The 22,474-nt window shown below is 36.0% G+C and carries 25 protein-coding genes; 21 read left to right on the top strand and 4 right to left on the bottom strand.

Annotated elements, in window-relative coordinates; genetic code table 11:
* Positions 1 to 27 precede the first annotated feature (27 nt).
* From A5880_RS04010 to A5880_RS03985, 6 genes are all read left to right on the top strand, one after another.
* On the top strand, positions 28 to 567 hold the full coding sequence (locus tag A5880_RS04010; RefSeq protein WP_086331915.1) for a 5-formyltetrahydrofolate cyclo-ligase: 540 nt from the start codon (positions 28 to 30) through the stop codon (positions 565 to 567).
* Between the two features lie 9 nt (positions 568 to 576).
* Positions 577 to 1,287 (top strand): rhomboid family intramembrane serine protease, encoded by a 711-nt coding sequence (locus tag A5880_RS04005; RefSeq protein ID WP_086331914.1) that lies wholly within the window; start codon positions 577 to 579, stop codon positions 1,285 to 1,287.
* A 17-nt stretch (positions 1,288 to 1,304) separates the two neighbouring features.
* A complete protein-coding gene (locus A5880_RS04000) occupies positions 1,305 to 1,523 on the top strand; it encodes a YqgQ family protein (RefSeq protein WP_010760500.1) in 219 nt (72 codons plus the stop codon).
* The gene (locus tag A5880_RS03995; protein WP_086331913.1) at positions 1,524 to 2,495 is read left to right on the top strand and encodes an ROK family glucokinase; all 972 of its coding nucleotides are present in this window, start codon (positions 1,524 to 1,526) and stop codon (positions 2,493 to 2,495) included.
* A gap of 15 nt (positions 2,496 to 2,510) precedes the next feature.
* Positions 2,511 to 2,909: a rhodanese-like domain-containing protein gene (locus A5880_RS03990; protein ID WP_086331912.1), complete on the top strand. Its 399-nt coding sequence runs from the start codon at positions 2,511 to 2,513 to the stop codon at positions 2,907 to 2,909.
* 208 nt (positions 2,910 to 3,117) lie between these two features.
* A complete protein-coding gene (locus tag A5880_RS03985; RefSeq protein WP_086331911.1) occupies positions 3,118 to 4,953 on the top strand; it encodes an FAD/NAD(P)-binding protein in 1,836 nt (611 codons plus the stop codon).
* A 125-nt stretch (positions 4,954 to 5,078) separates the two neighbouring features.
* Here A5880_RS03985 and A5880_RS03980 read toward each other — a convergent pair whose 3' ends face one another.
* The gene (locus A5880_RS03980; RefSeq protein WP_010760505.1) at positions 5,079 to 5,246 is read right to left on the bottom strand and encodes a DUF3042 family protein; all 168 of its coding nucleotides are present in this window, start codon (positions 5,244 to 5,246) and stop codon (positions 5,079 to 5,081) included.
* Positions 5,247 to 5,407: 161 nt separating this feature from the next.
* On the opposite strand from A5880_RS03980, the gene A5880_RS03975 reads away from it, so the two are divergent.
* The 4 genes from A5880_RS03975 (at position 5,408) to A5880_RS03960 (ending at position 10,212) form a co-directional block, all read left to right on the top strand.
* A complete protein-coding gene (locus A5880_RS03975; protein ID WP_086331910.1) occupies positions 5,408 to 6,580 on the top strand; it encodes a galactokinase in 1,173 nt (390 codons plus the stop codon).
* A 33-nt stretch (positions 6,581 to 6,613) separates the two neighbouring features.
* Positions 6,614 to 7,606 carry a UDP-glucose 4-epimerase GalE gene (galE, locus tag A5880_RS03970; protein WP_086331909.1) on the top strand — a complete coding sequence of 331 codons (993 nt, stop codon included), beginning with the start codon at positions 6,614 to 6,616 and terminating at the stop codon, positions 7,604 to 7,606.
* Positions 7,607 to 7,729: 123 nt separating this feature from the next.
* On the top strand, positions 7,730 to 9,211 hold the full coding sequence (galT, locus tag A5880_RS03965) for a UDP-glucose--hexose-1-phosphate uridylyltransferase (protein ID WP_086331908.1): 1,482 nt from the start codon (positions 7,730 to 7,732) through the stop codon (positions 9,209 to 9,211).
* Positions 9,212 to 9,225: 14 nt separating this feature from the next.
* Positions 9,226 to 10,212 carry a LacI family DNA-binding transcriptional regulator gene (locus A5880_RS03960; RefSeq protein ID WP_086331907.1) on the top strand — a complete coding sequence of 329 codons (987 nt, stop codon included), beginning with the start codon at positions 9,226 to 9,228 and terminating at the stop codon, positions 10,210 to 10,212.
* A gap of 30 nt (positions 10,213 to 10,242) precedes the next feature.
* Here the strand turns inward: A5880_RS03960 and A5880_RS03955 are convergent, their stop codons facing one another.
* On the bottom strand, positions 10,243 to 11,250 hold the full coding sequence (locus tag A5880_RS03955) for an immunoglobulin-like domain-containing protein (RefSeq protein WP_086331906.1): 1,008 nt from the start codon (positions 11,248 to 11,250) through the stop codon (positions 10,243 to 10,245).
* A 240-nt stretch (positions 11,251 to 11,490) separates the two neighbouring features.
* Between A5880_RS03955 and A5880_RS03950 the strand changes: the two genes are divergently transcribed.
* From A5880_RS03950 to A5880_RS03905, 10 genes are all read left to right on the top strand, one after another.
* Positions 11,491 to 12,984 carry an AcpB/EbpR/MafR family transcriptional regulator gene (locus A5880_RS03950; protein ID WP_086331905.1) on the top strand — a complete coding sequence of 498 codons (1,494 nt, stop codon included), beginning with the start codon at positions 11,491 to 11,493 and terminating at the stop codon, positions 12,982 to 12,984.
* A gap of 101 nt (positions 12,985 to 13,085) precedes the next feature.
* Positions 13,086 to 13,364, top strand: a complete 279-nt coding sequence (locus A5880_RS03945) for a YiaA/YiaB family inner membrane protein (RefSeq protein ID WP_086331904.1) — start codon at positions 13,086 to 13,088, stop codon at positions 13,362 to 13,364.
* Positions 13,365 to 13,567: 203 nt separating this feature from the next.
* The gene (gene dnaX, locus A5880_RS03940) at positions 13,568 to 15,316 is read left to right on the top strand and encodes a DNA polymerase III subunit gamma/tau (protein WP_086331903.1); all 1,749 of its coding nucleotides are present in this window, start codon (positions 13,568 to 13,570) and stop codon (positions 15,314 to 15,316) included.
* Positions 15,317 to 15,330: 14 nt separating this feature from the next.
* Complete coding sequence (locus A5880_RS03935; protein WP_086331902.1) at positions 15,331 to 15,645, top strand: YbaB/EbfC family nucleoid-associated protein; 315 nt, start codon at positions 15,331 to 15,333, stop codon at positions 15,643 to 15,645.
* A gap of 260 nt (positions 15,646 to 15,905) precedes the next feature.
* Positions 15,906 to 16,601, top strand: coding sequence for a Crp/Fnr family transcriptional regulator (locus A5880_RS03930; RefSeq protein WP_086331901.1), 696 nt, complete (start codon positions 15,906 to 15,908; stop codon positions 16,599 to 16,601).
* A gap of 127 nt (positions 16,602 to 16,728) precedes the next feature.
* Positions 16,729 to 17,337, top strand: a complete 609-nt coding sequence (locus A5880_RS03925; protein WP_086331900.1) for an ECF transporter S component — start codon at positions 16,729 to 16,731, stop codon at positions 17,335 to 17,337.
* Positions 17,330 to 18,070 carry an energy-coupling factor transporter transmembrane component T gene (locus A5880_RS03920; RefSeq protein ID WP_086331899.1) on the top strand — a complete coding sequence of 247 codons (741 nt, stop codon included), beginning with the start codon at positions 17,330 to 17,332 and terminating at the stop codon, positions 18,068 to 18,070. The genes A5880_RS03925 and A5880_RS03920 overlap by 8 nt, the downstream gene beginning before the upstream one ends.
* A complete protein-coding gene (locus tag A5880_RS03915) occupies positions 18,067 to 18,918 on the top strand; it encodes an energy-coupling factor ABC transporter ATP-binding protein (RefSeq protein WP_086331898.1) in 852 nt (283 codons plus the stop codon). Before A5880_RS03920 ends, A5880_RS03915 begins: the two co-directional genes overlap by 4 nt.
* Complete coding sequence (locus A5880_RS03910; RefSeq protein ID WP_086331897.1) at positions 18,919 to 19,716, top strand: energy-coupling factor ABC transporter ATP-binding protein; 798 nt, start codon at positions 18,919 to 18,921, stop codon at positions 19,714 to 19,716.
* Positions 19,713 to 20,654, top strand: a complete 942-nt coding sequence (locus A5880_RS03905) for a nucleoside hydrolase (RefSeq protein WP_086331896.1) — start codon at positions 19,713 to 19,715, stop codon at positions 20,652 to 20,654. The genes A5880_RS03910 and A5880_RS03905 overlap by 4 nt, the downstream gene beginning before the upstream one ends.
* Positions 20,655 to 20,794: 140 nt before the next feature.
* Here A5880_RS03905 and A5880_RS03900 read toward each other — a convergent pair whose 3' ends face one another.
* The gene (locus A5880_RS03900; RefSeq protein WP_086331895.1) at positions 20,795 to 21,223 is read right to left on the bottom strand and encodes a MarR family winged helix-turn-helix transcriptional regulator; all 429 of its coding nucleotides are present in this window, start codon (positions 21,221 to 21,223) and stop codon (positions 20,795 to 20,797) included.
* Between the two features lie 19 nt (positions 21,224 to 21,242).
* Entirely contained in the window at positions 21,243 to 21,575 is a 333-nt protein-coding gene (locus A5880_RS03895) for a darcynin family protein (protein WP_086331894.1), read from the bottom strand.
* 231 nt (positions 21,576 to 21,806) lie between these two features.
* On the opposite strand from A5880_RS03895, the gene recR reads away from it, so the two are divergent.
* On the top strand, positions 21,807 to 22,403 hold the full coding sequence (gene recR, locus A5880_RS03890) for a recombination mediator RecR (protein WP_086331893.1): 597 nt from the start codon (positions 21,807 to 21,809) through the stop codon (positions 22,401 to 22,403).
* Positions 22,404 to 22,474: the final 71 nt, after the last annotated feature.

Below are 22,474 nucleotides of genomic sequence, written 5' to 3'. Positions count from 1 at the left end.
TTAATTCTAATTTTTAGGAGGGATTGGATGGAAAAAGTGCGTTTAAGAAAACTTGGGTTAGAAAATTTGAAATGGCTTCATGCACATCCGTCTCTTAAAATAGAAAAAGAACATTGTATCAGTCAGGCACTTTTTGCCGATCAATCTTGGCAGAATGCTCAAATAATAGCCATTACAAAATCTATGTCTTTTGAATTTAATACCCAGCTTTTATGTGAAAAAGGCTGGGAAGAAGGCAAACAGATGTTAATGCCGACAACAGGGACAAATGGCACATTGCAGTTTCATAAAGTAGTGCCGGAAACCCTCTTTCAAAAGACCACATTTGGCGTGGAAGAGCCAGTAGGTGAACCAAGTGTATCTGTTAAAACAATCGATTTGTTGATTGTACCAGGTATTGTGTTTACACGAGAGGGATTTCGGATTGGTTTTGGGGGAGGCTATTATGATCGTTTTCTTCAAAAGTATCAGGGGGAAACATGTAGTTTGGTATTCAGTGAACAGATTCAAGAAAATTGGCAGGTAGAGCCTTTTGATTTACCTGTAAAACAATTATTTATCAGCTAGGAGGAAGCTATGAATTATCAAACACAAATGAAAGTAAAACGCCTATTGAAACAACCATTGATTACCTATATTTTATTAGGGATTACGACAATTGTTTTTTTAGGAATGGAACTATCAGGTGGTTCAGAGAATAGTATGAACTTAATTCGTTGGGGCGCAATGTCTCGCGGAGAAATCCTTAATCTACAGGAGTATTGGCGTTTCTTTACACCAATGTTTTTACATATTGGCTGGTTGCATTTTGTTGTAAACATGGTAACACTTTATTATGTGGGGACACAAGTTGAGAGTATTTATGGTCATTGGCGTTATCTTGTTATTTATTTGTTGAGCGGAATTGCTGGTAATATTGTTAGCTTTACTTTTGGCTCACCTCTTAGTATTTCGGCAGGAGCAAGCACCTCCTTATTCGGGTTGTTTGGAGCGTTTGTGATTTTAGGACGTCATTTTAGAAATAATCCAGCAATCTCCTTTATGGTTCAACGCTATGCAACATTTATTGGAATCAACTTAATTTTTAACTTGTTCAGCAGTTCAGTAGATATTATGGGACATATCGGTGGTTTGATCGGTGGACTTTTAGTGGCTTCGGCATTGGCTGTACCAGATCGAGCAGAAGAGTTCAATATTCACGAACGAATCATCTCAGGGATTATTTTTGTATTTATATTAGCAGTTTGTTTGGCCTTGGGTTTTAAAAAATTCGGTTTACTTGTATAATAAGGAAGTGCATTCAAATGGAAACGTTATACGATGTACAGCAGTTATTTAAACAATTCGGCATTTACATTTATGTAGGTGCCAGAATTTATGATATCGAGTTGATGATGATTGAATTAAAAAATATTTATGAAGGTCACTTGATTGATAGAGACACCTATCTCCACGCAAGAAGTGTTTTGCAACGAGAGCATCGAATTGAAGAAAGCAGAGCAACTGAGAAAGGAACCGAGTAAATGGATAAGAAATTGATTGGGATTGATTTAGGCGGAACAACGATTAAGTTTGCAATTTTAACAAAAAATGGAGATGTTCAGCAAAAATGGAGCATTGAAACCAATGTTTCAGACGAAGGTCGTTATATTGTGCCGGACATCATTGAGTCAATCAATCATCGTCTTTCTCTTTATGAGATGAAACATGAAGATTTTATCGGAATCGGCATGGGAACACCAGGCAGCGTAGATATTGAAAAAGGCACAGTGGTTGGTGCCTATAATCTTAACTGGACGAAAAAACAAAAGGTAAAAGCTCAAATTGAAGAGGCAACAGGCATTCCGTTTGTTTTGGATAATGATGCCAATGTAGCAGCTTTAGGTGAACGCTGGAAAGGTGCGGGTGAAAATAATCCTGACGTTGTGTTTATCACACTTGGTACAGGCGTTGGCGGTGGTATTATCGCAGAAGGAAACTTATTGCATGGCGTAAATGGCTGTGCAGGCGAGATTGGGCATGTCACAGTAGATCCTGGGGGTTTTGAATGTACGTGTGGCAAACGCGGCTGTCTGGAAACTATTTCAAGCGCAACAGGTGTTGTTCGAGTGGCTCGTCATATGTCAGAAGAATATGCAGGTGATTCTAAATTGAAACAAGCGATCGATGACGGTCAGGATGTTTCGAGTAAAGATATCTTTGAATCTGCTCAAGCAGATGATCCATTTGCTTTGATGGTTGTTGAGCGCGTATGCTATTTTTTAGGATTAGCAGTTGGAAATATTGGTAATACACTGAATCCGTCAAGCATCGTAATAGGTGGTGGCGTATCGGCGGCAGGCGAATTTTTGCGTAGCCGTGTTCAAAAATATTTTGAAGAATTTACTTTCCCAGAAGTTCGTAACAGCACACAGATCAAACTGGCTCAACTAGGAAACGAAGCTGGTGTGATCGGTGCTGCATCACTAGCATTACAATTTATGGAGAAAGAGTAAGAAAGGGATTTTGGAATGAACGTTTTATGGACGATTAACATTATTTTATTAGCAATTTTATTAGCAATGGGGGCAAATGAGCTATATCTTCGCATTATGGCAAAACGTTCGGCTAAGGTAATCACAGAGGACGAATTTAAAGAAGGCATGCGAAAAGCTCAAATTATTGACGTTCGCGAAAAAGACTCTTTTGATGCAGGTCACATTCTTGGTGCGCGCAATATGCCGTACACAACAATTAAAACGACCTTGAATTCTATTCGTAAAGATCAGCCGGTTTACCTTTATGATCAAAAAAAATCATTAAGTATTCGTACGGCAAATCAATTACGCAAAAATGGCTACAAAGATCTTTATATCCTAAAAGGTGGATATGATGGTTGGACTGGTAAGACGAAAAAGAAAAACATGTAACTAATGGAGCGCAGAGATAAACGATGGTTCAACTATTGAACAACGTTTACTTCTCTGTGCTTTTTTGTTTCTAATTAACAACCTTAATGGTTCCATTTTTTTGTAAGTGCGGTAAACTATAGATGAAATGACAGAAATGATTTAACGGTTGGAAGAGATTGGAAAAATGAATGAATTGGATAAAAAATCATATTAAGGAGGGGACAAGATGAAAATTGCGATTGTTGGCGGCGGACCTAGAGGACTTTCGGTATTAGAGCGTATCGTTGAATGGTCTAGGGATGAACAAGTAGTACAAATTACCATGTTTGATCCCTTTGGACCAGGAGGTAAAGTTTGGCGGGAAGATCAATCGATGTCATTACTGATGAATTCAGTAGCTTCACACGTCACTTTATTCACAGACGAAACATTAAGTACAAAAGGACCGATCGCTAAAGGCCCTAACTTATACGAATGGTCACAAAATGAAGCCATCCCTTTTATCAAAAAAAGCAATGTTGAAAATCGTTTCCCCTTTTTAATTGAATGTGGAAAACTAGGACCGAATGATCATTGTTCCAGAGCATTATATGGGTTATACCAAAAATGGTTTTACGAATATATTCAGACACGTATGACAGAACAAACATCGGTCAAATTTTTCAAAGATACTGTACGGGCAGTGAAAAAACATGATAATAAGTTTCTTGTTTATACGAAAGCAGTAGAAATAACGGTTGATAAAGTAGTTTTAGCCTTAGGGCATCAAGAGAATGAATTGACTGGACAAGAAAAAGAGTTAGCTGCATATGCAAGTGAACATCGATTGTTTTATTCATCACCCAAAAATGCGGCAGATGCCTATTTGGAAGCAATTACGGAACAATCATCAGTTATCATTCGAGGGCTTGGGCTTGTCTTTTTTGATTACCTTACGTTACTGACCCGTGAGCGTGGCGGGGCTTTTGAAAATAAGAATGGTGCATTAGTTTATCATCCTTCCGGAAAAGAGCCTAAAATCTTTGCTGGTTCAGGACGAGGATTTCCTTATCATGCTAGAGGAGCGAATCAAAAAGGATATGGTGAAGAATATCAGCCTCGTTTTTTGAAAGAAAAATGGTTGAACAGAATAAAAAGAAAAGAGCATTTTTCTGCTGAACAGTTCTTCACTGTTTTAAAAAAGGAAATTGAATTTGCTTATTATTTCGCCTTGGTTAAAGAGCGCTATCCTAAAATCAATCAAGTGCGTTTTAGTGAAGAGTTTATACGAACCAAAGGAGATACCAGCGTTTTAGCTAAATATGGAATCAAGGAAACAGAGTATTGGGATTGGTCAATTGTTCAAAATCCAGACCAAGAAGTAGACGATAATGAATCCTTTCAATCATTTATTAGTGACTATTTAAAATGGGATTTTAAAGAAGCAGAAAAAGGGAACTTATTGGGGCCTTTTAGTGCAGCTTTAGACAGCTTAAAAGATTTGCGTGATGAAGTCCGTTTTACGTTAGAACAAAAATTATTTTCTGATGAGGAATATAAAGAATGGTTGTGGGACTGGTTCACCCCATTAAATGCTTTCTTATCAATTGGTCCCCCGTTGGAGCGAACGGCTGAATTAATTGCATTGATAAATGCTGGTGTTATAACCTTGATTGGATCAGAGATGAGTATTGACACACAATCAGGAGTATTTCTTGCATACTCGAAAAAAAATCCTTCTAAAAAATATCAGGGTCATTTTTTGATTGAAGCAAGATTATCTAAAGTGGCGAATCAATTTAGCTTAAATCCGTTAACTCAGCAACTTTTACGAGATGGCCTAGCTGAGTTGCATCAGTTGGCATTAGCTTCAGGGGAATACTATCAAACAGGGGCTTTATTAGTTGACCAAAAAACAAATCAACTCCAAACAAAACAGGGAAAGAAAAGCAATGGATTATTTTGTTATGGAATTCCAACAGAAGGAGTTCATTGGCTAACGGCAGCTACTGCTAGACCAGGAACAGATCCGTGGAATTTACGTCAAGCAGATTTGATTGCTCGAACTATTTTTGACGATTGAAAAGTAAGTGTATTTATTAATTGGAAATAATAAAATAAAAACTCCTTGATTGTGTTTATTACAACAGACACAATCAGGAGTTTTTCATTTTCATCAGAGCAGAACGGCTCATTTTTCTTTTTTTATTATCTTGAAATGCGTTTGCGCATTGCTTTTTTACGGTTTTCCTCGATCATATCTTCTTTTTCTTCGATTGGATCAAGAACCGTTTTTTTGATTGTAGCGGCAAAGCCGACAACAGCTGCACATGTAACGGCTGTTCCTACAAGCATACCTGAAATAAATTTTTTCATATCTAGCTCTCCTCTCAGTTATTTACACCTTTCTATTATGACCTAAAGTTAGAAAAAAAGCCACTACATTGAAAAATTGTAAACGTTTCACTGATCTCCTTGTAAAAATTTAGTAAATATTTTATAATAAGTTTACTAAAAAGTTTAAGAGGTGAATGGTTATGGAAAATAAGTTAAAAAGTTTATTTCACTCTGTTTTTGGAACATCTGCAAACGATATTTATTTTGCACCAGGAAGAATTAACTTAATTGGTGAGCACACGGATTATAATGGTGGTTCTGTTTTTCCAGCAGCAATTACAATTGGAACATACGGTGTGGCAAAAAAACGTGAGGATCAATTAATTCGTCTGTATTCTGAAAATTTTTCTGATTTGGGGATTATTGAATTTTCTTTGGCAGATTTGACATACAGAAAAGAGGACGATTGGACTAATTACCCTAAAGGAATGCTTCATTATTTAATAGAAGACGGCTATTCGATTGACCAAGGAATGGATATTCTTTTTTATGGAAATATTCCAAATGGGGCGGGGCTGTCGTCTTCAGCTTCAATCGAGCTGTTAACAGGTGTCATTCTACAAGATCTCTTTGATTTAAACATACAAATGTTGGATTTGGTGCTATTAGGTAAACGTGTTGAAAATCAATTTATTGGTGTAAATTCTGGTATCATGGATCAATTTGCCATTGGTATGGGGAAAAAAGATCATGCTATTTTGCTTGATACAAACACGTTAAAGTATGAATTAGTTCCAGCCGTTTTCGGTGAGCATGTGATTGCCATTATGAACACGAATAAACGAAGAGAACTAGCTGATTCTAAATACAATGAACGTCGAGCAGAATGCGAGCAGGCATTGAAAGATTTACAAACTGTACTACCAATCAACTCGCTAGGAGAATTGACAGAGGAACAATTTGAACAACACAAACAGGTTATTTCAGATGATACCTTAATCAAACGAGCAAAACATGCAGTAACAGAAAATCAACGAACCATTAAAGCCAAAAAAGCGTTGGTAGAAAATGACCTACAAACATTTGGTCAATTATTAAACGCGTCTCATGCGTCATTAAAAGAAGATTATGAAGTGACAGGAGTCGAATTAGATACATTAGTAAGTGCTGCCCAAGTCCAACCTGGTGTTTTAGGTGCTAGAATGACAGGCGCTGGTTTTGGCGGTTGCGGGATTGCCTTAGTAAAAGAAACAAATCTAGACGAATTTATTGAACAAGTCGGTCAAACCTACCAAGAAGAAATTGGGTATTCTGCCGATTTTTATATAGCAAACATTGATGATGGTGCTAGAAAACTGTACAATGAAGAGTAGGATTAAAAGAACATTACTCAAGGAGGCAACAACATGTCAATTTTAGTTTTAGGTGGGGCTGGCTACATTGGTTCTCATGCAGTTGATCAATTAATCAATAAAGGATACGAAGTTATTGTTATAGATAATCTACAAACAGGGCACAAGCAAGCTATTCACCAACAAGCAACGTTTTATCAAGGTGATATCCGTGATAAGGCATTTATGCAAGAGGTGTTTAAAAAAGAAACTATTGATGGTGTGATTCATTTCGCTGCAAGCTCTCTTGTAGGTGAGTCAGTTGAACAACCTTTAAAGTATTTTAATAACAACGTTTATGGCACACAAATTACGTTAGAAGTCATGGAAGAATTTGGTGTTAAACACATTGTCTTCTCTTCAACTGCAGCGACTTATGGAGAACCAAAGGAAATGCCGATTGTGGAAACAATGCCGACAAATCCAGAAAATCCCTACGGTGAAAGTAAATTAATGATGGAAAAAATGATGAAATGGTGTGACAATGCATACGGCATAAAATATGTAGCTCTTCGCTACTTTAATGTGGCAGGTGCAAAATCAGATGCTTCTATCGGTGAAGATCATGATCCAGAAACACATTTAATTCCAATTATTTTACAAGCAGCTTTAGGACAAAGAGAATACTTAGGCATTTACGGTGATGACTACGACACACCAGATGGTACATGTATTCGCGATTATGTCTATATTGAAGATTTGATTGCTGCTCATATTTCTGCTTTAGAGTATTTAAAAAAAGGAAATGACAGCAATGTATTCAATTTAGGCAGCAATACAGGTTACTCAGTTAAAGAAATGCTGGAAGCGGCAAGAGCTGTAACTGGCAAAGAGATTCCGGCAAAAGTTATGCCAAGAAGAGCAGGAGATCCAAGTAAACTTGTGGCTTCAAGTGAAAAGGCAAAATCAATTTTAGGTTGGCAGCCTCAAGTTACGGATATTAAGCAAATCATTAAAACGGCTTGGGACTGGCATGTGAATCATCCAAAAGGGTATGATTCTATTTAGTTTGTATGGCTAGGCTTTTAGGGAAAATCTGTTTACGATAAAAAATATTGTTACCAGATTTTTTCTATTTTTTAATTAACGCTAATCAGACCAACCATATCTTCAAATATAGGAGGAAATAATGTGTCAATTAGTCAAACTGTTACAGATTTCGTTACATTAGCTATCAAAGCTGGCGGTTGGATGGAACTAGATCGTCTCTATTTACAAAATCGGGTAAGTGCAATGATCGGCATGGAGTCTTTAGAAAAAAAATTGCCGACGAAGGTTGCTAAAACATCATTAGAATTATTGGACGAGTTGGTACTCCAGGCTAAAAGAAATGGAGTTATTGATGATTCTATCGCCGAGTTAGAGATATTAGAAGCGCAGTTAATGGATTTTCTGACGCCGCCGCCTTCAGTTGTTAACGCCTTTTTTGCTCAACATTATGAAAAAGACCCAAAAGACGCGACGGACTACTTTTATAAATTGAGTCAAGAAAATGATTATATAAAAACAAGAGCGATTGCTAAAAATATTATTTTTCCAGTAGAAACAGAATATGGATCGTTAGAAATCACCATCAATTTATCAAAACCAGAAAAAGATCCAAAACAGATTGCGGCAGATAAACAGACAGCAAAGAGTGAATACCCAAAATGCTTATTATGTATGGAAAATGAAGGTTATAAAGGACGAGGAAACTATCCAGCAAGAACCAATCATCGAATTATTCGGATGAATTTAGACGGAGAAAGTTGGGGATTTCAGTATTCGCCATATGCTTACTACAAGGAGCATGGGATTATTTTATCAGAAGAACATCGACCAATGACTATATCAAAGGCGACCTTTCGCCGATTGATTAGAATCACGGAAGTGTTGCCGCATTATTTTGTCGGGTCCAATGCAGATCTGCCAATCGTTGGGGGCTCAATTTTATCTCACGATCATTACCAAGCAGGATGCCATTCCTTCCCAATGGAGAAAGCTGAAATTGAACAATATTTTGAGTTGAAGGATTTTCCTTTAATGAATGCTGGAATTGTCAAATGGCCAATGTCTGTGATTCGACTACAAAGTCCTAACGCGGATGATTTGATTGAAGCTGGTGCTTTGATTTTAGAAAAATGGCGTCAGTATTCAGATGAGTCTGTTTCCATCCAAGCATTTTCAGCAGACGGTACACCTCATCATACAATTACGCCTATTGCTCGACGGAAAGGTCAACTGTTTGAATTAGATTTAGTGCTACGTGATAATAATGTATCAGAAGACTATCCTGATGGTATTTTCCATCCCCATCAAGAGCTTCAACATATTAAGAAAGAAAATATCGGTTTAATTGAAGTGATGGGACTAGCGATTTTACCTCCTCGCTTGGATAAAGAACTAAAAGAAGTAGAGCAATATGTATTAGGCAATGAAAACCAAATTGCTGAGTCACACAAACCATGGGCTGATCAAATGAAAGAGACCTACTCATTTAATGAAACCAACGTGAAAGAAATCGTTCAAAATGAAGTAGGACAGATATTCGTGCAAGTTTTAGCCGATGCAGGGGTCTATAAGCGGACAGATGAAGGCAAAGCAGCATTTAAACGGTTTATTGATAGTTTGTAAAAGCAGGTGAAAAAATGGCAACAATTAAAGATATTGCAACATTAGCAGGTGTTTCGCCAGCCACTGTTTCAAGGGTGTTAAATTATGATCCTGAACTTTCTGTCGGGGTCGAAACCAAAAAGAAAATCTTTGAGGCAGCAGAAGAGTTAAACTATACTAAGCACAAGAAAAATCATAAAACAACTAAAGCTAGAATTATTTTGGTTCAATGGTACAACGAAATAGAAGAATTGGAAGATATTTATTATTTATCGATTCGTTTGGGTATCGAAAAAAGAGCGGAAGAGTTAGGCATTGAATTACTCAAACGATCTTTGGAAGAGTTGATCGATGAAAAAGCTGATGGACTCTTAGCTTTAGGAAAGTTTGATAAAAAACAAGCGGATTTTCTCTTTGAAATAAACGAAACGCTTTTATTCGTCGATTTTGATGCCTTAGCATTAGGCTATAATTCCTTAGTTGTCGATTTTCAGCAAAGTGTTTCTTCTGTTTTATCTTACTTTAGTCAACACGGTCATCAAGAAATTGGAATGCTTGCTGGGATAGAGTATGCTCAAGGAAGTCATGAACCTTTGGAAGACAAACGTTTAACCGTGTTTAAGGAAACCTTAGCCCAAAAAGGACAACTGTATGAAAAGTACATTTTACAAGCACTTTTTACGGTAAATAGTGGCTATGAAGTAATGAAAAACTTTTTAACGGAACATTCTACTGATGTTCCAAGTGCGTTTTTTGCGTCTAGTGATGCATTGGCTATAGGTGCTTTAAAGGCAATTCAAGAGGTTGGTTATCAGGTTCCAGAGGATATTTCGATTATTGGTTTTAATGACATTAGTGTGGCAAAATACGTTAGTCCAGCATTAACAACAGTAAAAATCCATACAGAGTGGATGGGTGGAGTAGCTGTGGAAACACTTGTTTCTCTTATTGATGAACAAGCACCTGTTGCAAGAAAGATCACGATTGCAACTGAATTAATCGAAAGAGCATCCACGAAATAAGTTATTATTTCATGGATGCTCTTTTATTTATTATTTATAAGCAATGACAAATAGGTTGATATTATCGTTGATACAGCTTTGAAGTGTGATCCTTTCTCCGCCACCAGTGCCAACTGTTAAATCCCAATAATTGGTTCCAGTACCGACTTCTGTACCGTAATCGTCTAATTGTAAAAGAGTACGTACAGTATAAGTTGTTGGTGTGCCATTAGCATCTGTTACAACTATTTGACTACCAACACCTAAAGAAAAGACAATAGAGAAGGCTCCTGGATTATGGCCTATAAAATGAGTGTTTTGGTTGTCATCTCCTGATTGAACAGCTGCACCGCCCCAAGTAGAGGCAACCCCTCCAGGATTTGAGTCAATGATACTTTGACCACTACCTTGACCACCATTTTGATAAGGAATTGTTTGACCGCTCATTGTCATCGTCATTGGTGCATAAGCTGGTGCTGCCGTAACTGCAGGCGCGCTTTCAGGTGCTGTAGCTGCTACAGTAGTAGGTTCTGGTTGTGGCGCAGCAACTGGTTCAGCTTGAGGAGCTTCTTGGTTTTTAGCAGCAATCACATGAATGATTCGATCTGCGGCTCCAGTATTGCCACTATTATCTGTCGCTGTAAAGCGAACGGTATAATCTCCTGGGATAGAAGTATCTAGCGTTTGAGAAGCAACCAGTTTATTTGTAAGATCGCCATCTTTTGTATCAGTGGCTGTCACCCCAGCGTAGACATCTACAGGGGTATTTTGTTCAATTGTTTCTTCTGGCGCATTGATTGTAGGAGCTGTTGTATCTTTTACTACATTGACTGCTACAATTTTCGCTTTTGGTTGTGTTTTTTTAGTAATTACTTTTTTGTCTAATGCTTTTTCCGTAGGAACATTTTTTAACAATGTTACTTTTTCTTTTTTTGGCTCAGTATCTGTTTTTGTTCGGCTGATCAAGTCCGTTCCAATATAGCCACTAATGAATAGAGCAATACCTAAGATACTGATGAAACCAATGATAATCGTCTGTTTAATTGTGTGTGTTTTCATGTAGAATCCCTCCAATAATGTGGTGAGATTTTCCATTTATCGATAAATTTTAAATCTTTTATTTTTATATTTTTATAATAAAAGCTATAAAAAAAAAAACCAATTGAGTTGCGTTTGACATTAATACAAAAAAAGGGGATATGATGCTATAATTACTGATATATGGGGATTTCTTCAATAAATTCTTAACTACTGGAAAATTTTGAAGAAAATATAATTAATTTGAAAAGAGGAGATAAAATGGAGAGACTGCTGTCACCGTCTATGGATCGAAGAGTATTGTTACTGAATTTATTGAATGGACCAAACAGTTGGGTCACCTCTGATTATTTAGCGGAGACAATTGATTGTTCCAAAAAAACAATTATGCAGGACTGTCAGTATATAGAAGATCGTTGGTCTGATTATTTGACTATAGAAACATCTAGAAAATATGGCGTTCGGCTGATTGCCTCACCTCATCGATCCATTCATGAAATTTATATAGAAATTATCCAAGAATCAAATGCGTTTTCTTTATTAGAATCTATGTTCTTTGAACCAATGAAAACTGCGGCTTATTGGGAGAAAAAATTATTTTTGAGTAATTCTAGTTTGTATCGCTTATCTAATTTAATTGCCTCTGCATTAAAAGAGCGGAATATCCAAATGAGCCGATCACCGTATTTTGTTCATGGAAAAGATGAGCGTCAGGTACGTTATTTCTTTACTTGTTATTTTATAGAAGTTTATGGTATCCGCGAATGGCCTTTTCCTTTAGACCGAGAACAAATATTTAAATTATCCAATAAAATCAATCAAAAATTCAAATTAGAGTTAAATGATAGTCAAATCGTTCATCTTGCTTATTCTATTTCGGTGACGATTATCAGAGAGAGACAAGGATTTTTGATTCAATCAAGAAGAGACCCAATCAATAGTTTTGTAAAAAAGGCGATTGATATTAGAGAATTTGAAGAGGAAATAGAAGCAATCATAGAACCATTACATGTCGTTCTTCCCGAAAATTGGTATGAAGATTTTTGTTATTCTATTTTCTGGTGGGAGTTTGGTTGGGATAATGAACAGGAGAAGACGAATGTTATTTATCAAGCGGAAGGCTTAGTAAATACGATTAAAGATGCGCTATCTATATCGATTTCAGAGCAGAGTAAAATTAGTATTGTTCGTTTGCTCGAATATATTTATGCTAAACATAAGATGTTCCCTTATAAGAAATTTATGGTCTACGACCGTTATTTATATTCCAGTAGAGCAATCAAACAAAATTTTGTGGTGTTTACAGCAGTTGTGGATAAGGCCTTAGGAACACTTGAAGCAAAAATGAAATTTCCGTGGAAAACGATGTATTTGAACGGTATTCTTCATGAAATGGCTATTCGTTGGGAAAACTTAAGCCGACTGACTGATGAAAGAAGGCATCAATTATCTGTTTTGGTATTAAGTGATTTGGGGAAAGAACATGCTCAGTTGCTTAGCTCTGTTTTAAAAGAAAACTTTCATAATAAAGTGGAACTATCCATTCAGGAAAGTCATTTTTATGAACGACCGACAGATTTTTCTGATCAGCAATATGATCTTTATGTATCAAACTACGTTGTTGAAGCAGTAGATGAAAAGGTTAATATGATCGTAGAAGATATCCCATCATTTAAAAATCTAATGGATTTACGAAAATACATTGATAAAAGACGACTTGTTTTGCCGAAAGATATTGCCTATCTCAATGTTTAAGTTGTTTATCTATTTTTTTTAAAAATTAAAATAAGGATTGTCATTTTATAAAAATAATGATATACTTAAAAAGTTATTATTATTATCTAAAGGAGAGTATTATGAAAAAGAAAGCATATAGAAACACACCTGCATTTGTTTTTCTAAGTTGGGGATCATTTGCCTTTTTTGCGGCGTTGATGTTGATTGGGTTGTACACATTAAAAGAACCATTAATGGTTAAAGGCTATTATTTGATGGGATCAGTTGGATTGATTTCTTCATCATTCACACTGTCTAAAGTAATCAGAGATAATCAAGAAGATGAAGAGCGCTACAATCAAATGTTCCGTGCAATGGATGGACCGATTAAAAAAGACGATACAGAAACACACATTTAAGCTGTTTGCATTTATAGAGCGAAACAAAACTAATTTTTAGTTTTGTTTCGCTCTTTTCTTTTTATTTGATACAATCAGTAGCTGGTTAGTTTATTTCATACAGTTTTTTTTACAAAGAACCCTTCATTAATATTTTTTTAATGCCTTATCTGCCAAAATCACGTATAATAGAAGATAGTGAAATTTCGAGGGAGGGGTAAATTATGGCTTATCAAGCTTTGTATCGCGTCTGGCGTTCCCAGCGTTTCGAGGATGTTGTGGGACAAAAAGCGATTACGCAAACATTAAAAAATGCGATCATACAAAAGAAAACCTCGCATGCCTATCTGTTTACCGGCCCAAGAGGAACAGGGAAGACAAGTGCGGCGAAAATTTTTTCTAAAGCCATCAATTGTAAGCACAGTGTGGATGGTGAGCCATGTAATGAGTGTGAAACATGCGTGGCAATTACTGAAGGCCGTTTGAACGATGTAATCGAAATCGATGCGGCTAGTAATAATGGTGTAGAAGAGATTCGTGATATCCGTGACAAAGCAAAGTATGCACCCACTCAGGCTGAATATAAAGTGTATATTATTGATGAAGTACACATGTTGTCCACAGGTGCGTTTAATGCGTTATTAAAAACCTTGGAGGAACCACCGCAAAATGTTATTTTTATCTTAGCGACAACGGAGCCACATAAGATTCCACTAACAATTATTTCAAGGACACAGCGTTTCGATTTTAAACGAATCAACACCCAAGATATCGTTGATCATATGGGCTATATTTTAAAGCAAATCAATGTAGAATTTGAAGAACAAGCTTTATATGTGATCGGTCGAGCAGCAGAAGGTGGGATGCGGGATGCCTTGAGTATTCTGGATCAAACGATTTCTTTCAGTGATGAGAAAGTTACGCTGCAAGACGCAATGCAAGTCACAGGTAGTTTAACCTACGAGATGATGGATCAATATATTTCTTGTTGTGTCACAGGAGATGTAGAACAAGCGTTAGAGACGTTAGAAAATATCTTAAGTTCTGGAAAAGAAGCCCGTAGGTTTTTAGAAGATCTGTTGTTATATTGTCGAGATTTACTTATGTTTCAACAAGCACCGAATTTACTAGCTGAAAAGGTAGGAAATTTGACTGAAAAATTCAAAGAACTAGCCAATCAAACCGCCGCTGAAAAAATTTACCAAATGATTCAACTCTTAAGCGACACTCAAAATGATATTCGTTTCACCAATAATGCCAATATCTATCTTGAAGTGGCCACAGTCAAATTGGCAAAATCTGTTAAGAAACCAGCTGTTATTTCTGAAGAGATACAACCAATGGCAACAGAAGAGCTTACTGCCTTACAACAGCAAATTGAGCACTTACAAAAAGAATTAACAGAACTAAAGAAAAATGGTGTAGCTGCTAAAGAAGCAGAACCTGTTAAAACAACAAGGGTGACCAGCAATAAAAATGCATTACGACTGCCTACTGAACTGGTCTATAAAGTGCTGAAAGAAGCAACCAAAGATCACTTAATGAATGTAAAAAATGTCTGGGATGATCTATTGCAGATGATGTCAGTAACTCAAAGAGCGATGCTCAAAGCAAGTGAGCCAGTTGCGGCTGGACCTAAAGGATTAGTCATTGCTTTTGATTACGAAATTGTTTGCGGTCGAGCAATGGATGATGAAGAACTGCAGTTAGCTGTCCATAATAATTTAAGTCGTTTAATCAATTATGCGCCAGATATGGTTTGCATTACAAAAGAAAGCTGGCCAAAACTTCGCCAATCGTTTATCAGTCAAAATAAAGAAACCATTGGTGAGCAAAATGATGGTGCTTCAGCAATGAATGAAGAGAATCACTTATTAGCTGAAGAAGAACCCGTAACACAAGTGAACAATCAAGTAGTAGACGAAGCCATCGCCATGTTCGGCACAGAGCTCGTTGAAGTAATAAATGATTAAGAGGAGAGATCGATATGATGAGAGGCATGGGTAATATGCAAGGGATGATGAAACAAGTCCAAAAAATGCAAAAAGATATGGAAAAAGCGCAGGCTGAATTGAATGAAAGAGAATTTGTAGGAGCTGCGACTAATGAATTAGTAACCGCAACGTTCACTGGAGATCGTAAAATGAAAGATATCTCAATTAAAGAAGAAGTTGTAGATCCAGAAGATGTTGATATGTTACAAGACCTAGTCATTATGGCTGTGAATGATGCATTGACAAAAGTTGAAAAAGAAACAGAAGCCACTATGGGTAAATATACAAAAGGAATTCCTGGATTTTAAGTTGAAAAAAATTAATAGACAATCATCAGAGAAAATGATGATTGTCTATTTTTTCAATTCATAAGTTAAGAAAAATGTTGTTGCCATGCTATTAGGAATTTTTATTAAGTAACATGTTCGATTTCCTTTTAGTGTCAGTAAAAAAATCTATAAAGAGTTGACCAATTCTTCATTTTGTTTCACAATAATCTAAGCGTAAAAATAGATCACAGTCTATTCCTATTGGAGATTGAGGTCGAAAAAGTAAGGAGCAATCAAAGATGAATCTACAAGATGCTTGGCAAAAATACCACACAGACAACGTTTTCAACTTTTCTGATATCTCCGACTATATTAGTGATAAAGGTCGCACAATCATATACAAATCTGGTCAATCCATTGTTGAAAAAGGGGATTTTCCACTGTATATCTATTTTATCATCGATGGAATCGCGATTGGCAAGCGACATTATGAAGATGGAAATGAATACAATTATTTTCAAGTGGATAAACAAAATGGAAACATCGGCTTGTTAGAAATATTAGGTAAAAAAGAACAATATGTTGCAACGATCACTTGCCTTACCAATGTAGAAGTGTTCCGTATTGAATCGGCCATTGTTTATGATATTTTGATGAACCATCTTCCATTATTAAGAAAATGTACTTTTTTATTAGCAGACGACCTCTACAATAGATCAGGCAATGATGGTATCTATTACTACTACACAGGAATTGACCGCATCCGATTGTTTTTAATGAATTATTTTGAACAGCATTATAGTCATTACGATCTTCCAATAGAAATGAGCTATGAAAAAATTGCTAATCAAATTGGGGTAAGTGTCCGCACAGTTGGTAGGAGTATCAAGGTATTGAAGGAGACCAACGAAGTAACGGTTCAGTCCAAAAAAATGATGATGTCAAAGAGACAATATGAAAAAATGAAAGTTAAACTAGCTAAAGAAGAAAAATAGGACGAGCTTTTTTGTTTATCCGGACACTTGTCCTTTTCTAACTGTTTGTGTCTTCCTATAATGAAAAAAGAGGTATTAGATATGTATCTAAAAAAATGAAAGCGGTTCAGGAAAGGAAGGATTTTACGTGAAAAGAGGAATAAAATATGATTTTCCACTCATAGCATTGCTACTGATTCCTGTTGGGGTTTCTTTAAATGTAGTGGGGTATCAGTTATCATCAATTTTAAAATTACCTGTTTTTATTGACATGATTGGAACAATTATGGTCTCAATGATTGCAGGTCCTTGGGTTGGTGCTCTAACTGGTTTGTTAGGAAATGTGGTCAGTGGGATGCTTAATCCAATTTCTATTGCGTATGGGATTGTATCTATGCTTGTCGGCTTTATTTCAGGCTATCTTTCAAGATGGAAATTGTACACAACTATTTTTGGCATTATTATTTCTTGTATTATCTTATCTGTTGTTTCAGCTGCCGCTGCTGCGGTAGTAACCGTTTTTATGTTTGGCGGCGTTACAGGTGCAGGTACAGACTTAATCACGGCTACGTTCCTTGCAGCAGGAAAAGAGTTGTGGAATTCAGTTTTATCCACAAATCTAATTTCAGGTACAATCAACACCATTATTAATTTTTCCATTAGTTGGCTGATTGTTAGAAGAATACCAGATAGATTTTTAGTGAAGCTCAACTATGGGCTGCCTTATGTTCATAAGGAGGGACACATCAATGGATAGCAAAATCGGTAAACTGTATCCCGCAACTAAATTTGGCTGTGTATTGTTACTCATTGTTTTGTGCATGTTTTTGCCAGGGTATTGGTTTCAATATGCAGTGTTGCCTTTCACGATGATACTCAGTTTGTTTTCTCATACTTTTAGAAAATTCTTTTCTGTATTTATGAAATCAATTTTTTTAGTTGTTCTATTTATTTTCGTTATACAAGTCTTTATCGTTAAAAATGATGATTCCCAACCTCTTTGGTGGATTTTTAGCTTTTCTCAAATGGGGCTTGAAAATAGCCTAAGTATGACCTCTAAAATTGTTGGGATTAGCTCAAGTATTATTTATTTTTTTCAAGTAACAAGTACAAAAGATATTCACTATAATTTAGAAAAATCAGGGGCGCCTAAAAAACTAACCTTTGTTGTCGCTTCAACAATTCAGTTGATTCCACAAATGTCCAACTTATCAAAAACGATTACAGACGCACAAAAATCAAGGGGAATCGAAACAGAAGGTTCTTTATGGATCAGAATGAAATCCTTTGTCCCGATGATCGGCCCATTAGTTTTATCTTCTATTCAACAAACAGAAGAAAGAGTTCTTACTTTAGAATCTCGCGCATTTTCATCTAAAAATAAAAAAACGTCTATCTATGAACTACCTAAAAGAAAAATTGATTATCTGATTACGATTGTTTGTTGGCTGATTTTTGCAAGCTTTATCATTTGGAGGGTAATGAAATGACGATATTGTCTTTAAAAAATATTCACTATACGTATCCTTTGGAACAACAAGAAACAATAAAAAATCTTTCCTTTGATTTTGAAAAAGGAAAAGTATATGGGGTACTTGGCGCCAATGAATCAGGGAAAACAACCTTATGTAATATTATTCGTGGATTTATTCCTGCTGTCTATAAAGGGAATCTGAAAGGTGAAATTCTTGTGAATCATCAAAGCATAGAAACAGTTGATGACGGTGACTTAGCTTCAATCATTGGTTACTCTTTTCAAAACCCTTTTACTCAAATTTCAGGTGTCAAAGAGACTGTTTACGAAGAAATTGCTTACGGAATGGAGAATTTAGGTTTTCCTCGAGAGCGGATGATACAGAAAGTAGAAGAGTTGATTAAAATGTTTAAGCTAGAAGAACTGAGAAACAAAAATCCTTTTGAGTTATCAGGTGGACAAAAGCAACGTGTGGCTTTAGCGTCGATTGTGGCGTTAGATCCTGAAATCATGATTTTAGATGAACCAACTTCTCAATTGGATCCTCAGAGTACCGAAGAGATTTTTGGGATTGTAGACTTATTAAGAAAACAAGGAAAGACAGTTATTTTGGTCGAACATAAAGTAGATTTGCTTGCAGAGTATTGCGACGAAATTTTACTGATGGATAGTGGAAAAATCGTTTTAGCTGGCAACGTTGAAGAAGTCTTATCAAATCCTGAAGTTTTAACTTATGGCGGACAGCTTCCACAAGTGGTTTTATTTTTTCTTCAAGGAATCAAAGAAGGAAAAATATCTGTATGTAAAAACATTCCATTGACCATCAAGGAGGCATATTCAGTGCTGAGAGAGGATGTGAAGTAAATGAGTTATTTAGAGCTGCATGACGTTTCTTACACCTATCCAAATGGTTATGAAGCAGTGAAAAATATCAACTTACGTTTTGAGCTTGGTGAGTCTGTTGCAATTATTGGTCAAAATGGTGCAGGGAAAACAACTACTGTTAAATTGATGAATGGCTTATTGACTCCGACGAAAGGGGATATCTTAGTTGCAGGTGTTTCTACTAAAGTAACAACAACCGCTCAAACATCTCAGCAAGTTGGTTATGTCTTTCAAAATCCTGATGACCAAATTTTTCAAGAGACGATTTTTAAAGAAATTGCCTATGGCTTAAAGCGTAAAAAATTAGATGATACAACGATTCAGCAACGTGTGAAAGAAGCTGCAACTTTGTGTGGTTTGGAAGATATGCTTGATGAACATCCGTATAATTTACCCTATTCTAAAAGAAAATTTGTCACAATTGCTGCGGTCATTGCAATGGATACACAAGTAATCATTTTAGATGAACCAACCGCAGGACAAGACTTAGCATCAACTGAAAGACTAGGAATGCTTATCCATAAGCTTTCAGAACAAAATAAAACAGTGATTACGATTACTCATGATATGGAATTTGTTGCAAAAGAATTTACACGTGTGATTGTCTTTTCTGAGAAAGAAAAAAGAATGGATGCCACACCAGAAAAAATATTTTGGAATGAATCTTTATTAACTATGGCAAATCTAAAACAACCTTATATCTGTCAGTTGGCTAAATTGATGGGGTATACCAATATCATGACAATAGATGCATTATTAGAAAGGAATTTTGGATGAAAAAGATTTTAATTGATTGTGATCCAGGGCATGATGATGCATTAGCTATTTTAACGGCGCTTGCACATGAGGATGAGTTATCCATTCTGGGAATTACAACAATAGGTGGAAATCAAACCCTAGAGAAAGTGACGAAGAATGCGCAAAATGTGTTGGCTTTTGTTGATGCCGAGGTTCCGTTGGTAACAGGACAAAAAGGTCCTCTAGTGAAACCATTAGAACCTTCAGAGGAAGCTCATGGTGCAAGTGGTATGGATGGTCCTTACTTTAACCAACGTGATTACCCAATTTCTTCTGCCAATGCTGTTGAATTTATGGTTGAGACAATTAACTCAGTGGATGAACAAGTGATTCTAGTCGGTTTAGGTCCTTTAACAAACATTGCGTTATTATTGAAGAGTCATCCCGAGATTCACGACAAAATTGCTTATATCAGCTTAATGGGTGGCGGCATCGATCATGGCAATATTACGGCGCTTGCAGAATTCAATATCTATGTGGATCCAGAAGCAGCACATATTGTGTTTAATTCAGGGCTACCTATTGTGATGGCAGGATTAGACGTGACTGAAAAAGCTGAAATAACAGTGGCTGAAATAGCTACCTTGAAAAATAAAGGGCGTGTGAATCATTTAGCTTATGAACTGTTACATTTTTATAACCAATCTGGTCATCAATTTGGCTTTATTAATAGCCCCATTCATGATTTATGCGCGATTGCTTACTTATTAAGCCCAGAAATTTTCACGGGTACACAGTATTATGTGGGTGTTGTGACAAATGAGGGTGTGAGTAGAGGGCAAACCTTTGCAGATAAGCGGTTTGTAACAGAGCAGGAAAAAAATACGTTGGTACTTGAGACGGTTAACCGAGAAAAATTTGTTGAGCTGTTAATATTAGCGTTAGATAAGTTAGATAAAAAAAGCGTGACAAGATAATTGAGTTCGTTATATTTGGCAGTTTAAATATCGTGACAAGCAGTAGATTTTCTGAGATAGCTGGAAAAATCACGCTTGGCAATTGTAAACATATTGGGGATAACCACCAGAAGCTATTCTGCACGTTATCCCCAATGTGTTTATTTATAATTTTCTAAATAGCCTGAAATTTGTTTTAAATGCTCAATCAACTCAATGAAACTTGCTGTTCCGTCTTGCTGTTGTATATAACTTTCAGTAGTCGCAATAGCTTCTTTCATTTCCTTTACTAACTTTTCACCAGATTCACTAAGAAATAAATTGTAAGAACTTTTCTTTTGCTGACTTTGTTTTTTTATAATATAGCCTTTTTCACAATATTTTTTTACAATTCTAGCAACTAAACCTTTGTCGACCATTCTTTTTTCAGCAAGAAAATTTTGCGTACAACCAGGATATTCTTCGATTGTCAGAAAATAATTATAATCAGCAGGACTAATGTCAAACTGCTCGATTTTTCTTTTATTAATTTGTAAAAGTTGGCGATAAATACGGTCTACCCATTTGCCAAGTATAAGATCATTATTCATTAGAAATACCTCTTTTCGATTAAGCGATTCCTTTTTGTTTTTCAAACGCTTTAAAAGCGTCTTCTATACCAAAAATCACCTCTTTTATTTTAAAGTAGCTTTCAGTGTATAAGTTAGTATCGCGAATTTCTTCCCACATAAAATGGTAAGCAGCTAAATCTGTTGTTTCACAAATCGCAAAATCAGTAAAATTTGCGCCTGGAAAAGCTTCTGCATCAAAGAAACGGACAGAAACAGAAGGATACTTATCGATAATATCGAGAAGGCTCTTTCCCCGTTTATTTCGCTCTTCCCGAGAAAGTTGCAACCATTTGGGGTAAAATTCCAATAAAACGATAAATGTATGATTCATAAAAATCATCCTCTCAAGTTTGTTTAAATAATTAAAACACATTCAGTTGACTTTGTCAACTGAACGATTTTTTAAAAGTAACTTAAAAAAGAGTAGATTCCTTTTTAGAAAGTTAAAAGCTATTTTTTATAGAATCATCCATAAAAAATGGTATAATCAATTTTAGTCTTCTAAGGAATACATAGTTTGAAACCAGCCAAGAATGTCTGTGTTTGAAAGGATTTGAAAGTAATGCATTATCCAGAACCCATAGCAAAATTAGTCGAAAGTTATATGAAATTACCAGGTATTGGCCAAAAAACAGCCGTACGTTTGGCTTTTTATACACTTGATATGAAAGAAGAAGATGTCAACGCTTTTGCGAAAGCCTTGATTAGTGTGAAACGTGATCTGCATTTTTGTAGTATTTGTGGCAATATCACTGAAGAGGATCCTTGTGAAATTTGTCAGGATAAAACGAGAGATCGCAGTATTATTTTAGTTGTAGAAGAGCCGAAAGATGTGATGGCAATGGAGAAAATGCGTGAATATCACGGTTTATATCATGTGCTTCACGGTGTACTTTCACCTATGGAAGGAACAGGACCAGAAGATATCAATATTGCTCCATTGATTCAACGTCTGCATGATGATGAGGTAAAAGAAGTCATTATAGCCACAAATGCAACAACAGAAGGAGAAGCAACAGCGATGTATCTTTCTCGATTGATCAAACCTGCTGGAATCATCGTGACCAGATTAGCTCATGGATTATCTGTCGGCAGTGATATTGAATATGCAGATGAAGTGACGTTATTAAAAGCTGTAGAAGGAAGACGAGAGCTTTAAGAAATCAAAATAATAGTGGAAATTCAATCATTTGCTTTAAAGGCATCAAATTTTAAATGCTTAAAATTTGA

Origin of the sequence: Enterococcus sp. 4G2_DIV0659, assembly GCF_002140715.2 — a bacterium.
GTDB lineage: Bacteria > Bacillota > Bacilli > Lactobacillales > Enterococcaceae > Enterococcus_L > Enterococcus_L mansonii.
This window is presented reverse-complemented; position numbering and strand designations above follow the sequence as displayed.

Bases quoted from the DNA above. Each gene is read 5' to 3' on its own strand.
- A5880_RS04010 (WP_086331915.1), top strand. From the start codon at position 28: ATGGAAAAAGTGCGTTTAAGAAAACTTGGGTTAGAAAATTTGAAATGG.
- A5880_RS04005 (WP_086331914.1), top strand. From the start codon at position 577: ATGAATTATCAAACACAAATGAAAGTAAAACGCCTATTGAAACAACCA.
- A5880_RS04000 (WP_010760500.1), top strand. From the start codon at position 1,305: ATGGAAACGTTATACGATGTACAGCAGTTATTTAAACAATTCGGCATT.
- A5880_RS03995 (WP_086331913.1), top strand. From the start codon at position 1,524: ATGGATAAGAAATTGATTGGGATTGATTTAGGCGGAACAACGATTAAG.
- A5880_RS03990 (WP_086331912.1), top strand. From the start codon at position 2,511: ATGAACGTTTTATGGACGATTAACATTATTTTATTAGCAATTTTATTA.
- A5880_RS03985 (WP_086331911.1), top strand. From the start codon at position 3,118: ATGAAAATTGCGATTGTTGGCGGCGGACCTAGAGGACTTTCGGTATTA.
- A5880_RS03980 (WP_010760505.1), bottom strand. From the start codon at position 5,246: ATGAAAAAATTTATTTCAGGTATGCTTGTAGGAACAGCCGTTACATGT.
- A5880_RS03975 (WP_086331910.1), top strand. From the start codon at position 5,408: ATGGAAAATAAGTTAAAAAGTTTATTTCACTCTGTTTTTGGAACATCT.
- galE (WP_086331909.1), top strand. From the start codon at position 6,614: ATGTCAATTTTAGTTTTAGGTGGGGCTGGCTACATTGGTTCTCATGCA.
- A5880_RS03960 (WP_086331907.1), top strand. From the start codon at position 9,226: ATGGCAACAATTAAAGATATTGCAACATTAGCAGGTGTTTCGCCAGCC.
- A5880_RS03955 (WP_086331906.1), bottom strand. From the start codon at position 11,250: ATGAAAACACACACAATTAAACAGACGATTATCATTGGTTTCATCAGT.
- A5880_RS03950 (WP_086331905.1), top strand. From the start codon at position 11,491: ATGGAGAGACTGCTGTCACCGTCTATGGATCGAAGAGTATTGTTACTG.
- A5880_RS03945 (WP_086331904.1), top strand. From the start codon at position 13,086: ATGAAAAAGAAAGCATATAGAAACACACCTGCATTTGTTTTTCTAAGT.
- dnaX (WP_086331903.1), top strand. From the start codon at position 13,568: ATGGCTTATCAAGCTTTGTATCGCGTCTGGCGTTCCCAGCGTTTCGAG.
- A5880_RS03935 (WP_086331902.1), top strand. From the start codon at position 15,331: ATGATGAGAGGCATGGGTAATATGCAAGGGATGATGAAACAAGTCCAA.
- A5880_RS03930 (WP_086331901.1), top strand. From the start codon at position 15,906: ATGAATCTACAAGATGCTTGGCAAAAATACCACACAGACAACGTTTTC.
- A5880_RS03920 (WP_086331899.1), top strand. From the start codon at position 17,330: ATGGATAGCAAAATCGGTAAACTGTATCCCGCAACTAAATTTGGCTGT.
- A5880_RS03915 (WP_086331898.1), top strand. From the start codon at position 18,067: ATGACGATATTGTCTTTAAAAAATATTCACTATACGTATCCTTTGGAA.
- A5880_RS03910 (WP_086331897.1), top strand. From the start codon at position 18,919: ATGAGTTATTTAGAGCTGCATGACGTTTCTTACACCTATCCAAATGGT.
- A5880_RS03905 (WP_086331896.1), top strand. From the start codon at position 19,713: ATGAAAAAGATTTTAATTGATTGTGATCCAGGGCATGATGATGCATTA.
- A5880_RS03900 (WP_086331895.1), bottom strand. From the start codon at position 21,223: ATGAATAATGATCTTATACTTGGCAAATGGGTAGACCGTATTTATCGC.
- A5880_RS03895 (WP_086331894.1), bottom strand. From the start codon at position 21,575: ATGAATCATACATTTATCGTTTTATTGGAATTTTACCCCAAATGGTTG.
- recR (WP_086331893.1), top strand. From the start codon at position 21,807: ATGCATTATCCAGAACCCATAGCAAAATTAGTCGAAAGTTATATGAAA.